The organism is Metabacillus hrfriensis (assembly GCF_030127205.1).
In the GTDB taxonomy this organism is placed as follows: Bacteria; Bacillota; Bacilli; order Bacillales; family Bacillaceae; genus Bacillus_P; species Bacillus_P dongyingensis.
In genome coordinates, this window is the sequence record NZ_CP126116.1 from 2,913,965 (window position 1) to 2,929,120 (window position 15,156).

General features: G+C 39.9%; 16 protein-coding genes. 1 reads left to right on the top strand and 15 read right to left on the bottom strand.

All coding sequences use genetic code 11. The features are described 5' to 3' along the window. Positions 1-413 precede the first annotated feature (413 nt). Entirely contained in the window at positions 414-1,088 is a 675-nt protein-coding gene (locus QLQ22_RS14515; RefSeq protein WP_223435660.1) for a phosphatase PAP2 family protein, read from the top strand. Positions 1,089-1,592: 504 nt separating this feature from the next. Here QLQ22_RS14515 and QLQ22_RS14520 read toward each other — a convergent pair. The 15 genes from QLQ22_RS14520 to QLQ22_RS14590 form a co-directional block, all read right to left on the bottom strand. Beyond that, complete coding sequence (locus QLQ22_RS14520) at positions 1,593-2,027, bottom strand: MarR family winged helix-turn-helix transcriptional regulator (protein ID WP_223435661.1); 435 nt, start codon at positions 2,025-2,027, stop codon at positions 1,593-1,595. 26 nt (positions 2,028-2,053) lie between these two features. Further along, a complete protein-coding gene (locus QLQ22_RS14525; RefSeq protein ID WP_223443453.1) occupies positions 2,054-2,770 on the bottom strand; it encodes a GTP pyrophosphokinase in 717 nt (238 codons plus the stop codon). 52 nt (positions 2,771-2,822) lie between these two features. Continuing rightward, entirely contained in the window at positions 2,823-3,230 is a 408-nt protein-coding gene (spx, locus tag QLQ22_RS14530) for a transcriptional regulator Spx (protein ID WP_223435662.1), read from the bottom strand. Between the two features lie 232 nt (positions 3,231-3,462). Next, a complete protein-coding gene (locus tag QLQ22_RS14535) occupies positions 3,463-3,615 on the bottom strand; it encodes a hypothetical protein (protein WP_223435668.1) in 153 nt (50 codons plus the stop codon). 103 nt (positions 3,616-3,718) lie between these two features. After that, positions 3,719-5,209, bottom strand: coding sequence for an amidase (locus QLQ22_RS14540; RefSeq protein ID WP_284015037.1), 1,491 nt, complete (start codon positions 5,207-5,209; stop codon positions 3,719-3,721). Between the two features lie 218 nt (positions 5,210-5,427). Next, positions 5,428-5,865: an SRPBCC family protein gene (locus QLQ22_RS14545; RefSeq protein WP_284015038.1), complete on the bottom strand. Its 438-nt coding sequence runs from the start codon at positions 5,863-5,865 to the stop codon at positions 5,428-5,430. A gap of 27 nt (positions 5,866-5,892) precedes the next feature. Continuing rightward, on the bottom strand, positions 5,893-6,678 hold the full coding sequence (locus QLQ22_RS14550; RefSeq protein WP_223435676.1) for an SRPBCC domain-containing protein: 786 nt from the start codon (positions 6,676-6,678) through the stop codon (positions 5,893-5,895). A gap of 398 nt (positions 6,679-7,076) precedes the next feature. Next, a complete protein-coding gene (locus tag QLQ22_RS14555) occupies positions 7,077-8,501 on the bottom strand; it encodes a sigma-54 interaction domain-containing protein (RefSeq protein WP_284015039.1) in 1,425 nt (474 codons plus the stop codon). Between the two features lie 195 nt (positions 8,502-8,696). Further along, a complete protein-coding gene (locus QLQ22_RS14560; RefSeq protein ID WP_284015040.1) occupies positions 8,697-9,482 on the bottom strand; it encodes a 3-hydroxybutyrate dehydrogenase in 786 nt (261 codons plus the stop codon). 26 nt (positions 9,483-9,508) lie between these two features. After that, complete coding sequence (locus QLQ22_RS14565; RefSeq protein ID WP_223435680.1) at positions 9,509-10,162, bottom strand: CoA transferase subunit B; 654 nt, start codon at positions 10,160-10,162, stop codon at positions 9,509-9,511. A gap of 15 nt (positions 10,163-10,177) precedes the next feature. Continuing rightward, on the bottom strand, positions 10,178-10,879 hold the full coding sequence (locus QLQ22_RS14570; RefSeq protein WP_284015041.1) for a CoA transferase subunit A: 702 nt from the start codon (positions 10,877-10,879) through the stop codon (positions 10,178-10,180). Between the two features lie 30 nt (positions 10,880-10,909). Further along, positions 10,910-12,352, bottom strand: a complete 1,443-nt coding sequence (locus QLQ22_RS14575; protein ID WP_223435682.1) for a GntP family permease — start codon at positions 12,350-12,352, stop codon at positions 10,910-10,912. Between the two features lie 462 nt (positions 12,353-12,814). Then, positions 12,815-13,282 carry a GNAT family N-acetyltransferase gene (locus QLQ22_RS14580; RefSeq protein WP_223435684.1) on the bottom strand — a complete coding sequence of 156 codons (468 nt, stop codon included), beginning with the start codon at positions 13,280-13,282 and terminating at the stop codon, positions 12,815-12,817. 68 nt (positions 13,283-13,350) lie between these two features. Further along, positions 13,351-14,019: an HAD family hydrolase gene (locus QLQ22_RS14585; protein WP_284015042.1), complete on the bottom strand. Its 669-nt coding sequence runs from the start codon at positions 14,017-14,019 to the stop codon at positions 13,351-13,353. 270 nt (positions 14,020-14,289) lie between these two features. Beyond that, positions 14,290-15,102, bottom strand: coding sequence for an alpha/beta fold hydrolase (locus tag QLQ22_RS14590; protein WP_284015043.1), 813 nt, complete (start codon positions 15,100-15,102; stop codon positions 14,290-14,292). Positions 15,103-15,156 lie beyond the last annotated feature (54 nt).

Sequence of the window (15,156 nt, forward strand, 5' to 3'; positions counted from 1 at the left end):
GAGCATCTCCGTCGCTGGCGACTGCGTTAACATCTGCACCGTGCTCAGATGCATGTCATTAAACTTTGGAGACTGTTTCCCTGAAATGAATTGGACAGATTCTTTTTATTAAGTGCGCCAAAAATTCCGGTTTTTTTAACTCAATCATGCTTATTACCTGCTGTTTGAATTTATTATCGTATCCCAATCCCAAATCTTCCAATTGTATTCCCAAAAAGGTATAGTAGAACTTGCGGCTCTTGCCGCAAGTTGATTATACCAACTTTTTCAATAATTGTAAGATTTCCAGATTTCTATCACTAATTGTCAGACTTTTTCATAGAGATGATTAAGGTTGTCCATATGGGGTATATATACAACAGAATTTTGTCAGCAGCATCATAGATAAAAAAACAGCAAAAGAGGCGTTTTACATGTCAAAGGCAGCTTTAATAAAAATAAGAGGTTTAACGGGACTATTCATCTTCCCAATTCTTGGTTTGATTTATGAATACCTGAATGAAAAATCAGCAAACGCTGTGAATATTTCTTCACCATTGGATTCATACATTCCATTTGCTCCTATTTTCATCATTCCTTATGTGATCTGGTATGTTTATATGTTTGGGTTTTTGCTGTATTTTTGGTGGAAAAACCCGAGTGTTTACTGGAAGTCTATCCTGGCTATAACCGCTGGCGAAATCGTATGTTTCATTATTTACTTTTACTTTCAGACTACCGTGCCGCGTCCTCAGCTTATGGGAGACAGCTTCCTAGTCCAGCTCGTTTCCTTAATCTACAGTTCAGACCAGCCATATAATTGTTTTCCAAGCATTCATGTTCTGACTACGATGATTATTATGCTCTCTGTTAATCGGATAGAAGACTCAGGGAAAATGATGAATTATGTCACGCAAGTAACAGGAATTTTGATTATCCTTTCTACTTTATTTGTGAAGCAGCATGTCATTTATGATGTACTGTCTTCTGTCATTCTCTCAGCCGGTCTTTGGATGATCTTATTTGAACGAAAAGCAGTTGCTGCAAAATTGGAAAACATAAAAAATACAAGAAAAAAAAGCGGCTTATCAAAAGGGCTTCCCTTCTGATAAGCCGTTTTTTTATGTTTTTTCCTGAAACATTCTGAACAGTTCGCTTCCTTTTCCTCCAGAGAAGTTTACGCATCCTCATGCACGATAATTTTTGGGTTCGACGATGAAATCCTGATTAAGGCGCAGTCTCTTATATATTAAAATGATTTGCTTTATTTTATTTATAAACGACTATCGGATTCATCCTTTTTCATTATAATAGGAAATGTTTCCTTTTATTTCTATAGGGGTATATCTAAAATCATAATCATACATATATTAATGACAGCTGCTTATGGATGAGAACCTATTGCCGATAAAAGGAGGCTGCGAATGTGAGAGACATTGAAGAAAAAGAAGATCTATGCGACGAATGCTCATTTCATAAAAAATTGACATTCTCCGAAGCGGAAAATTTATGGCTGTGCGATAATTGCTTAAATGAAGAAAGCTAAATAAAAGAAAGCCAGATCACTGGCTTTCTTTTATATTTAAACCTTAAAACTCACCTGTCAGCAAAGCTTATTGTTTTTGTCCCATTAAGCATTTGTAAAAGATATCCCGCAAGTTCTGAATTTCTTCATCTGAAAGCATTCCGAACATGTTTTGAATCTGCTGATTAATTTGGCTCCTGGCCGAATGCAGAAGATTTTTTCCGGAATCCGTGATTTCAAGGTTGTATGCTCTTCGGTCACGTTCGTTTTGGCATTTTTGGACAAACCCGTCTTTGATTAGCTTGCTTGTGAGGACGGTCACACCGCCAGTAGTAATCTGTAATTGCTCTGCAAGTATTGACGGACGCTTCAGTCCTTCAGTTTCAAGGATTTGCAGAATCAAAATATGAGTTTTTGAAAGGCCGACCTCATTCAGATGATTCCAGTCATTCATCCATTTACGTTCAAGTGAAACAAAAATCTCAAATAAGGAGACGATATTTTCACTTCTTTTTTTATTCATACAATTTCATCTCCACAAACAGTTCCTTATTTTAATGAATTTACTAAATCAATGGGAAGCTTAAATTGTTCCTTGCTGAAAAGCAGCTGGGACAGTTCCCCTGCCGGTTCCTCTGCTTCTTTTATATCGGTCATTTCATTATGAAGTTTCTCCATTTTGCGGTCGAGTTCCGCTGCAGAAACTGCGGCTTCTTTTAATTCCTTTGTAAGCCGCTCAGGAATTTCTTTATTATATTTATAATAGATCTTGTGTTCAAGGCTAGCCCAAAAATCCATCGCAATCGTTCTAATTTGTATTTCTACAAGGATATCTTCCTGGCGGTCCGACATAAACACTGGAATTTTCACGATTAAATGCAGACTTTGATAGCCGTTTGGCTTAGGATTTTTTATGTAATCCTTGCATTCAATGACATTGATATCCTTTTGGTTTTGAATCATCTCGCTGATTTGATAAATGTCAGACAAAAAAGAACAGGTGATGCGAATACCTGCTATGTCTTTTATATTCTTTTTAATATCGGTCAGGGAAAGGTCGTAATTCTTCCTGTATATTTTGTTTACGATGCTCTCAGGAGACTTCAGACGCGAGCTGACATGTTCAATTGGATTATACTCATGAATATATTGAAATTCCTGTTCAAGGATATTTATTTTCGTGTTCATTTCTTCTAACGCAAATTTGTAGGACATCATAAACCGCGTTAATTCATTTTTTATTTTCTTAAGCTGATCATAATTCATGTTGGGTATTGGCAATTCTTCCACTTGTAATTCTCCTTTATCAGTCGAACCGTTAATTAGGCAGCATTGTTTTCGCTTCAAGCAGCTTTAAAAGATAGGCCCGTATATTGCGGGGAAGGAATTTCCGGATCTCATCTTCATTAAATCCCACTAAAAAACGTTTTTCATCCAGTATAATCGGGCAGCGCATAATTCCCGGCTTCTCTTGAATAAGTCCAAGTAATTCCTTCAGATGCAAAGCATCTAAATTCATATCCAATTCCTGAAATTGTTTTGAGCGGGTTGATAGAATTTCATCTGTGCCCTCTTCTGTCATATGAAGAATTTGTTTAAGTTCTTTCATTGTTAAAGGCTGTGTAAGAATATTTCTTTCTGTATAGGAAAGACCATGCTCTTCCATCCACATTTTTGACTTTCTGCAAGATGTGCAGCTGCAAGACGTAAACATAGTAATGGCCATTAGTGAATTCCTCTCCTTTAATGAATGATTTTATATTCACTGGTTCGTGAAATGTATTTTATTAATTATTATATATATATCTTACAAGTAAGATATATATAAATCAAATAAAAACCCTTAGGAAGGAACCCACTTTTTTTTAGCTTTCCTGTTTTGTCTGCCTTTTATTACATATGAATAAAACCATCATTAAAATTGATGGTTTTATTCTCTGAGTAAAAGTCCATGTTCGTCACTTCTTTTTTGCCAAGCGTTTTCCAGCGCTTTTTGAAGGATATAAGGCCAAAATGGAATCCATGACTGTATGTCCGCACACCTGGCACTTACTGTCTGTATGCTTTTGAAGCATTCTGCATTTAGGGCAATTCTTTACTTCTTCTTCCATCAGTGATCCTCCAGCCTGATTAAATACTTTCCTTCTATATCGGCAAATTTTTCAAAACTTTAACACGGACACTAATTTACTCACTTAAAATAATAACGATTTTTCAGAAAAATGGATTTCCTTCCATACCAATCCACAGATCAGATTGTTCAATCTGACCTGCAAGAGCAAGAAGTATGTCTTCTTTCCCTTTTGGTGCCACAAAATGAACACCCAAAGGCAATCCATCAGCCGTAATATGAATGGGCACACTCATGGCAGGCTGTCCTGTCAGGTTTGCAAGCTGTGTAAAAGGTGTAACCGTTAAGCTCTTTAAGAACATGTCATAAACGAATGATAAATGTTCTTCTTTTTTCAGCTCACTGACCTTAAGCAGCGACTGGATTTCTTCTTCAGTCTGAGTGAGCTCTCCGGTTTTAGGAGCTGGAAATGCAGTTGCCGGAGTTAAATACAAATCGAATGTTTCATGAAAAGCAGCCATTTGAGCAGCTGCAGTATCCCATTCAGCCAGACTCTGTGTAAATTCGGCAGCCGTTACGGAATGTCCTGCAACACTTAACACCCAAGTCACAATTTCTACGTCATTTGCTGCAATTGGTCTGCCGAGCATTTTTTCAAGGCCAAGAATCGTTGCAGCCATTTCACCATTGTTCATAATATAGTAGTTTTCCATCAGTCTGACACCGTCGATGCCGTTTCCGCGTTCTTCTACTTCATGACCCTGATCTTCAAGCCACTTCACCATACGATTAACGGCAGTAATTGCTTCGTCACTGACTGGTGTTTCGACAGGAGACTGGGTTTGAAACGCCACCCGTAATGGGCGTTTTATCCCTTTTTTAGAAACATCCGTATATTTGCCTGCAAACAACGGGGTATGGAAAGCAGCTTCCGGCTGAATGATTTGGAGAATATCAAGCATAGCGGCACTGTCGCGGACTGTTTTTGTCAGAACAAAATCAATCGAAGCTCCCTGCCATTGCCTGCCGACACTTGGTCCTACTGGCGTTCTTCCTCTAGTAGGTTTCAGTCCAAACAGGCTCGTAAAAGAAGCAGGAATACGGATTGAGCCTCCGCCGTCACTTGCGCCGGCAATCGGAACTATGCCCGAGGCCACGCTCGCTGCTGAACCGCCGCTCGATCCGCCGGCTGAGTACTTTGTATTCCATGGATTCATCGTCTGTCCATGAACTTCAGGCTCTGTAATATTTTTTAAACCAAATTCAGGAGTGTTCGTGTGGCCCAAAAATAAAAATCCCGCTTTTCTTAACCGAGCAACAAAATTCGAATCTCTGCTTGAAATGTTATTTTTAAGGAGCCTTGATCCTGCTGTTAAAGGTTCACCTTCAACCGCCTGAGAAATATCCTTCAGAAGCATAGGAACCCCCGCAAATGGCTGCTTCTGAAGGTCCAGCTGCTCCAGCTCTTTTAAAACCTTTTCCTGCCGTGTACGGACCACGCCATTTAAAAGAGGATTGACATTCTCAATTTGTTTAAAAGCAGCTTCTGTCAATTCTTTCGGCGTTACTTCTTTCTTTTTAACCAATTCGGCAAGTCCAGTGCCATCGTATTTTGCATATGTATATAAATCCACAATTAAACCTCGCTCTATGATTTTGTGCTTTGCTCTATGATTTTTTATAATCTGACAAGGGTTTCCGGCCGCAAAACAATTATTCGAAATCGATTTAGGGGGCAGCACTACCTGATTCGCTCATAGGCTGCCTCCTGTTATTCTGTATGATCTAACTTTACCAAATATCCAGGAAGAAGAGCCAGATTTTAAATCTCTCTGTATAAAAAATACAGCGATTATCTATTTTCCAGGATGTTCTTCAGTTTTTTTAAATCTTTGGTATTCGCTCTTTTCATCATGATAGACATAAACGGAGCTAACCATTTTGAAAAGCCTGTCGGATTCCCTATATTCTGAAGTATCATTCTTGTTGTATGCTGATCAGCTGCCTGCCAAGTGTAGATGGTCTCCATTGGAAAAGGTCCGTCAGCTGTTCTCATGACCATTCTTTCACCTGGAATGAATTCAGCAATTTCATAAACATACAAGAGTTCCCTCCCTAGGAATTTTGCTTTAAATGCAATTAGAGAGCCAATTGTTAACGATTTTGCGGTCATCCATTCTGCCGAATGAATATTAACATACCATTCAGGTGCATTGTCAGGATCTGAAGCAAACGCTGACACCTTTTCAGCAGTGCACCGAATTTCTATCTCAGTAATTACGTGGACCATTCTCTTTAATCCTCCAAAAGGCAACTATCAATTTTTTCTTTCTGCATATTTTTTTAATAATGTTCCAAGCAGATGTTTCCATCCTTCAGTATGATCCTGCTCCCAGTTTTCTTCAATCAATCCTGAAGCGGTATGGGAAAGCTGAAGGATTGTAGCATCATTTTTTTCAATTAAACGGTACGTATAAGAACTATTGACTGCTCCCTGCATTCCCAAATGCCCGTGAAGGCGTATTTCTTCCGGAGCATTAACATAATATACATTCCCCCACACTGCCCCTTCTGTTTCACCCCATCTTTCAATAAACTGGCCGCCTGGTACAGGATCAAACGTAAACTTCGATGTCACTCCTTTTGGGGCTAACCGAAACTCCCACCATTCTTCTGCCTTTTCTGTCAATGCCTTGAATACCTGTTTTCTTGGTGCGTCTATGAAAACCTCTTGTTCAATTCGAAACACTTTTGCTTGTTCTGCCAAGTTCATTTCTTCTTCTCCTTTTTGTTCAGCAGCCGATTTTAATCGAAGTAAAGAACCGGCCGCTGTCTCCATGTATTTTCCCACCCACCTGTTATGCATTTCCTGCAGAGGAACGGCGTTTAAGTAATTAAGTCTGTATTTTCCTTCCCGTCTTACAACAACCAAGTTCCCTTCCTCAAGTGCGGTCAGATGTTTCATGATTGCATACCTGGATACTTCAGGAAAATAGTCATTTAATTCGCCAGTTGTTTTAGCTGATTCTTTAAGAATATCAAGAATGCGTCTTCTAATTGGATGGCCCAGCGCTTTAAACAATGTGGAAAGCTTATCTTCCATATCCACGATCCTTTCGTTCATTCCAGTACGGAATGCACACATGTTACCATGTAGTAACATATTACGTGTGACTACATAGTAACATGTTATTTCATGCAGCTCAATCATTCAAATTATAGTAATTGTTTCCATTATAGATTCTTGCCTGTCTCTCATTTTTGAAACACTTTTCTAAAAATATATAAGAAGATTCCCTTTAGCCCATTTGTAAAGTACTAATAAATATTAAAGAAAGTCAATCCGGGCATTCTAAAAGAAAAAGAAAAGATGGAAGCATTTTTCAAACCATGCTTCCATCTTTTCTCTTGTGCTCCCTGCTCGATACTTGTCATTCGTTATACCTATTCCCAGCATATTGGAGAATAGATTTTAGCATCATATGGTGCTTTCTGAAAACGTCAGCTTATCCCATACCCTTTGCATTTATCATAAAAGCTTGTCTTCCCAATTCCAAGCAGTTTGGCTGCCTCCAGTTTGTTCCCTTTCGCTTCTGTAAGAGCATGGAAGATTGCTTCTTTCTCAGCTTCAGCCACGATAACTTTAAGCGATTTGACAGGCCCATAAAGTTTGCTGCTTTGAGTTGGACTAAGAGGCAGTTGACCAGAGTAGGTTTGGCTATGACTCTTCCCTTCCTGCTGAAGATACAGAGGCAGATGTTCCGGGTAAATCATTTGGCCGTCCAGTACGTTAACAGCACGCTCAAGTACGTTTTCAAGCTCACGAATGTTCCCGGGCCACGAGTGTCGCTCCAGGTCAAGCATCACCTCTTCAGAGAGGTCAAGATCATACCTGTGAAATTTAGTGCCCAGCTTTTTTAATAGAATTCTTGAGATTGGGACTATATCTTCCTTCCGATCCTTAAGTGAGGGAATATCGATTTTGATGACATTCAGGCGATAATAAAGATCCTCCCTAAACTCACCGTCTAAAACCATTTTTTCCAGGTTGCGATGGGTGGCGGCAATCACTCTTACATCAATTTGAATAGGAGCGCGTCCGCCGATTCGCTCAATTTCTTTTTCCTGAAGCACACGAAGCAATTTGCTTTGCATCTGAAGAGGGAGGTCGCCAATCTCATCAAGGAAAATGGTCCCTCCGTGAGCAAGCTCAAACTTTCCCTTTTTCCCGCCCTTTTTCGCACCTGTAAATGAACCTTCTTCATACCCAAAAATTTCCGATTCAAATAAATGCTCGGGGATTGAAGCGCAATTGACCCTCATGAAAGGGGCAAAGCGTCTTCCGCTAGTCTGATGTATGGCATGGGCAAACAGCTCTTTTCCAGTTCCAGATGCCCCAAGCAGAAGAACGGCCGACTGACTGTCTGATACCCGCTCTGCTAGCTTCTTGGCTTCTATGAATTTGGGACTGCTTCCAACAAGATCCCCAAAATGATATTTACTGAAAAGTTCTTTCTCAAATTTCGTTTTATAATAGTTTAATTCTTCCATAATCGGCTGGATCTTCTTAGAATAGTCCAGCCATTCCTGAGCATTGCGGAACATCACTGTTCCAACAGCACCAACCAGCTGACCTTTCACATAGAGGGGATACCGGTTTGCAATCATTTCGCTTCCGTTTATGGGATGAATGGATGCCACTTCCGCCTGACCGGTTTTTGCTACAATCTGCATTCTTGAATTTTCAATAACATCCTGAACCGGTTTCCCAATCGATTCTTCTGCGGTTACTTTCAGGAATTCACAATAGGCCGAATTGAGATAAACAACAATTCCTTCATGATCAACAACGACCATGCATTCTGCCGCCAAATTGACTACTTCTTCAATCCAATCATAGGGAAGCTTTTCCATGAGCCCTTTCATTCTCTCCACCTCTTTCCTGGTTATCTGAAATAAACCGTTTACATTTGTATGTTCATCTTACACAGACCTATTAATAAAAATCAATAGATTGGAAGATTCAGATTAAAAAATCACTCTGGTAAAGACAGACAATTTATTTTTCTTTGCAAAAAAATAAAGGACAGCTTTGGCTGTCCCTTTTCTAGAATATGAGTATTATTGTACGGTATACCCGCCATCAAGAATAGCTGCCTGACCGGTAATTCCTTTTGCTTTATCACTTGCCAGAAAGACTGCATAATCGGCAATTTCCTGTACAGAGAGCAATCTTTTCTGCGGTACGAGAGGATAAATCACTTGTTCTAGAACACGTTCAAGCTCTACATTCCGCGTTTTTGCAAGGTCAGCAAGCTGGTTGCGAACCAAAGGGGTATCAACGTAGCCCGGACAAAGTGCGTTAACGGTGATTCCATGTTCCGCCCCTTCAAGCGCAGCAACCTTTGTCAGTCCGATGACACCGTGTTTGGCGCTGTTGTAGGCCGCTTTTCCAGCAAAACCGATCACTCCATTAATAGATGCCATATTGATAATCCTGCCAAACTTTTGTTTTTTCATGATTGGAAAAACGTGTTTGGTAGCTACAAATGGTGCTGTCAACATGACTTTGATCAGGAATTCAAACCGGTCAGTTGGGAATTCTTCGATTGGAGAAACATGCTGCAGACCAGCATTGTTAACAAGAATGTCCAAGCGGCCGTACTGTTTTTGAACGGTTTCAATCGTATGAATGATCTGATCTTCCTTTGTTACATCGCAAGCAGCAGCAATGGATTCAAAACCTTCTTCTTTCAATTTTCTAGCAGCTGCTTCGGCAGCTTCCAGATTCACATCTGAAATGACCACAGCCGCTCCTTCTTTTGCGAATTCCTTTGCAACTTCAAATCCTATGCCGCTTGCGGCACCTGTCACAAGCGCTATTTTTTCCTTAAGTAATCGATTCATCGCCATTGTCCTTTCTATTGCTCGCCTTAATGGGCGGTCATCAGTGATTGACTTATTGTAAATGAGGCCTCTGTTTTCTCTTTTACTTCCTCTATGGTTACACCGTCCTGAAGTTCAACGAGCTCCATCGTGCCATCTGCAAAATCAAATACAGCAAGCTCTGTAATTAGACGGTTAACAACCTGTTTCCCTGTCAAAGGAAGCGTGCATTCTTTTTTAACCTTGGATTCACCATATTTATTGACATGTTCCATAATGACAATAATCCGTTTGGCGCCATTAACCAGATCCATGGCACCTCCCATTCCCTTAACCATTTTTCCTGGGATCATCCAGTTCGCAAGATCTCCCTGTTCGGAAACCTCCATGCCTCCTAGAATGGCAAGATCAATATGTCCGCCGCGTATCATGGCGAAGGATTCTGCACTGTCAAAATAAGATGCACCAGGTACACTTGTTACCGTTTCTTTTCCTGCATTGATCAGGTCTGGATCTTCTGTTCCTGCAATCGGATACGGTCCGATTCCAAGCAGGCCATTCTCCGATTGCAAAAGCACATTATAATCATCAGGAATTTCATTTGCTACAAGAGTAGGCATCCCGATTCCAAGATTTACGTTCATGCCGTCTTTTATTTCTTTAACTGCTCGCTTCACCATTTTTTGTCTGCTGTCACTCATGTTTTTGCCTCCTTTTTATGCCTGACGAACCGTAAGGCGTTCAATTCGTTTTTCATAGTTCGCACCAAGCAATACATGCTGGACATAAATGCCGGGTGTATGAATTTCGTCTGGATTCAGCTCTCCGGCTTCAACAATTTCTTCGACCTCTGCTATCGTAATTTTCCCGGACATCGCAGCCACTGGATTAAAGTTTCGGGAAGTCTTTCTGAAAACCAAGTTACCAAGCGGGTCCGCTTTCCATGCTTTAACTAGGGCAAAGTCTCCAACGATTCCTTTTTCAAGGATATACGTCCTGCCATCGAAATCTTTGTGTTCCTTTCCTTCAGCCACCTTTGTTCCAACTCCGGTTGCTGTATAAAAGCCAGGAATTCCAGCGCCGCCAGCCCGCATTCTCTCAGCCAAAGTTCCTTGAGGGATCAGCTCCACTTCCAATTCACCGCTTAAATACTGACGTTCAAAAATTTTGTTTTCTCCTACATAAGAAGACATCATTTTTTTGATTTGTTTGTTTGCAAGCAGCAAGCCCAGGCCCCAATCGTCAACTCCGCAGTTATTGCTTACAACAGTAAGATCTTTGACACCTTTATCTCTTAAAGCAAGAATCGTTTTTTCAGGTATGCCGCAGAGGCCGAAGCCTCCAACGACCAATGTTGCACCGTCTTCTATCTTATCAATTGCTTGTTTAAATGAGTCTAAAACTTTTCCCTTAGCCATCTAAGTTTCCTCTCTTTCTATGAAAATTGTTTAAACTAGGCCGAATAGGCTGTAAATAGCGATAATGACAAATACAGCAACTGTCTTAATAATCGTAATGGCAAAAATATCACGGTAAGATTGACGGTGAGTAAGACCTGTAACCGCTAGAAGCGTAATAACCGCTCCATTGTGAGGCAGAGTATCCATACCGCCTGATGCCATAGAAATAACCCTATGCATAACTTCCGGAGGAATATTGAACTTTTCAATTGCCTCTAAATACTTATCTGACATTGCGCTAAGCGCAATTCCCATCCCTCCGGATGCGGAGCCTGTGATACCTGCAAGTGCGGTCGTTGTCACAGCTCCGTTTACAAGCGGATCCGTAAAAGTTGAGGAAATACCGTTGCTCACCGTTTTAAATCCAGGAAGTGCAGCGATGACTCCGCCAAATCCATACTCAGCTCCTGTATTCATGGCGGCAAGAAGTGCACCGCCGATTCCAGCATTCAAACCGTCTTTAATGTTAGCGGTTACAGCTTTCCAGTCAAAAGCAATTGTCGTGATGATTCCTACTAATAGCGCAAGTTCAACAGACCATATTGCAACAACAGATGGAAGTTCGATTTTACCAAATGCTTCAAGTCCGATCGCTGAGAAATCAAATCCGTTTGGATACCATTTTGGAAAAGAAACGGTGAAGAATTTGTTCATGACACCAACCAGAATAAGTGGTACGAAGGCTAGAATCTGACGGGCAGCACTAAGTTCCGTTCTTGCTGAAACAGCTGCCTCTTCTTTTTCACGAGCAAGCTCCGGATCCAGCCCAGCTGCAGTCTCTGAGTGAAATCCTGCATACCCTTCACCTGCTTTTTCCGCTTTTTTACGTCGTGATTCCAAATACCACATTCCAAGTGACAAGACAAAAATCGCACCTATAATCCCAAGAACAGGAGCTGCATAAATGTCAGTTTTGAAGAAAGTTGTCGGGATGACATTTTGAATCTGCGGCGTACCTGGAAGTGCGTCCATCGTAAAAGTAAAAGCTCCAAGAGCAATTGTTCCGGGGATCAGACGTTTTGGAATATCTGCCTCAATGAACAGATTTTTAGCAAATGGATAGACTGCGAACACCACAACGAACAAACTGACACCGCTGTATGTCAGGATGGCACCCATCAGAACAATCGCAAGAATCGCTCTCTTTGCTCCTACTAGCTTTACAATCGTTTTGGCAATGGATTCAGCAAGACCGGACATTTCCACGACCTTTCCAAAAATAGCTCCAAGCAAGAATACCGGAAAATAAAGTTTAATGAATCCGACCATTTTCTCCATAAACACGTTAGAGAAAAACGGCAGTACATAACTCGGATCTGTCAGCAATACTGCAAACAGAGCACAGATCGGAGCAAACAAAATAACTGAAAATCCACGATAAGCAACAAACATCAGTAAACTTAGTGATAATAAAATAATAATGATTTCCACAAACATCCCCCTTTTTGGCCTCTTTAATTCTTGAAATTGAGCAGACTTTAGTTGGTAAGCGCTTACAACGTGTGCAATCAGACCTGTTTTCGCACTCCTTCTAAATGACCAGCTCGTTTTTATACTTGCAAGAAGTGTGCCAACTATTTATTCTTTTATGAAAATTCATACAATAGCCCCAATTCCGCTTCCTTGTTGGCTTTGCGTTACAGATAGACTGAATATTTAATAAAAAGAGCCACTAAAAATTCCGGAATTCAGGAATTAATTTCGAATGAGTTCCGTTATTACGGAAAATTCCGCAATAACGGAACTCATCTAATAAAACTTAATTTGGCCGGATAATAGGCTTTCGGCATTTAAGTACCGCAGAAGTTTTATTTATTTCCAGCCAGCGACTGATTACTTCCTATATGTACATAATCCACCAAACATCTAAATCAGACGCAGGCTGGTTTAATGTTATACTTTCAAACTCAAAATCAATTGTTCTCCAATTCTCCCTATCTTTCTTCTTCCCGTATCAGTAAATCCAACTTTTTGATAAAGCTTCTGAGCTGGAATATTTCTTTTATTGACTGCGAGTACAACTTCCTTGCATTTTGGAAAGTGCTGATTTAGGAACGGCTTTAATTGATTCATTCCCCGGAATGCATATCCTTTCCCCTGCTGAACATGATTAACTGAAAATGCAGTCAGCAGCATGGCATCCGGATTGTCAGTATACTCTTTCACTCTGTCACTTGAATGCAGAACAAAAAAACCGACTGGTTCCATACCGCATATAATGACGACAGGGTGTTTTTCATATGTTATTTCCGCCATCAGATTTGGTAATGCAGTGAACGGAAGCTGATCCTCCGGCAGGCTGAATCTATTGATAAGATCGAAATATTCAGTTTTATATAATTGTAACTCTATAAGTTTCATAAATATCCGCCTTTGTAAACAGGATGAAAAATTTTCAGCTGTGAGGTTCAACATTCGATAAACTTGTATTAAATTAAAAATCTTAAATTTCTGGTGTTCATCCGATTAATAAATTCTCTAAATTCTTTTATATTTTTCATAACTTGGTTTGGCTGTGTAACAAAATTAATCGTTTGATATTCCGGCAGCCATTGCACCCCGATTGTATAAACATTTGCTCGAACTCCTGCAAGAATGTCTGCCTCACTGTCTCCGATAAAAAGGGCCTCATTATTTTCTGTGCCAAGAATAAATAATGCCTTCTTTACTCCCTCAGGATGAGGTTTTGGTTTTTTAACATCGTCTCCTGTAATGATTACGTCAAACAGGCCAACCATGTTTAGGGCTTCTAAGGATATCTCTAAACTTCTTTTTGCTTTTCCAGTCACAATGCCGAGCTTTAATCCCCTGTCTTTTAGAAGCCGGATTAATTCATCTATTTCATTGTTTTTTTCAACCAGCTCTGGATGCATCTCAAGATATTTTTCATAGTATCTTTCAATTGCTTTCTCTTTTTCCTCATTTAGAAGATTCTCCCGAATAATCCCTGTTTCTGAAGGACCAAACATCCCAACTATTTCTTCTGCAGAAACATCTCTCCTATCAAACTCTTTAAATACTGATTGAAAGGCATAAAAACACACTGGCAAAGTATTGGCCAAAGTTCCGTCAAAATCAAAAAGGACCGCTTTCATCATCAACACTTCCTTTCTATTCCTCTTTTCCAATATTATCAAATTTACTGTTGGATAGTGAGTGCAAAAATAGAATCTTCAGCAAAGTTCTTTCTATTGGCTCAAAGGGTTAACAAGCTGCTCCTTTTAAATAAGATAGGGTTTGATTCATTCTCTAAAAACAATATGAGCTTCCACTTTTGTAATCTGAGCTCCGAGACAAATGCCCTTGCCTAAAGGACATCTTCTCTCTCTTAAAAAATCCTTTCATTCATAATAAAATAGGCGGCCTTTTTAAAAGAGCCGCCTTTGTAAATTTATGGTATTGTCATGGGTGAAATTCACTCGATTCAGGACAAATCCTGTAACAATTTCATTGAATATGTTCCATTTCTTCGTAGGAAGCTGATGATTTTGGTTAGTAAATAGGAAAAATTCTGCGTGTTTGCATTTATTTCGATAAAGTTTTAAATAATGGTTCGTCCAGTCTCCTGCTTCACCGTACATAAACAGCATAGGCATCGTGATGAGATGAAGTTTGTCGAGGCAGCTGTATTGCAAAGAGTGAATATAATATTGCTTCCAAACTTCTTTGTCCGCTTTTTTCATATGGCCACTTAGCATTTTTCTCATCTTTTTATCTTTTGTATGACTCCTTGAAATCATTTCTATTAATAAATTCAAATGATTATCTGCCATATAAATGCCGGAACGATGCAATATTTGTCCTGACGCATCATCAACGCATGGATAGGCGCCTGATAAAATGAGCAATTCGATTCTTTCTGAATGATAAATGGCAAGATGCTGGGCGATCTGGCACCCCGCTGAGTATCCGCATATAACAGCTTTTTCCAGATTTAAAGCATCCATAAAACATACTATTTCACTTGCATAATACGAAATCGAAATTTCTTGCGAAGCAGTCTCACTATCTCCGTGGCCGCTTAAGTCCGGAAAAATAACTCTCATATGCTTTGATAAATTCTGCTGATAAAAAAACACTTTTTTTCCCATACCGGGAGGATGAATAAATATAACCGGTATCCCTTGACCGAATTCTTCGTAATGAAAAGAATTGCAGCTGTCTATCTTGATTGAGGGCATAATTTTTTCACTCCAAATGATTCTTGAGCCGACTATTTGATTTCCTTTTCGCTA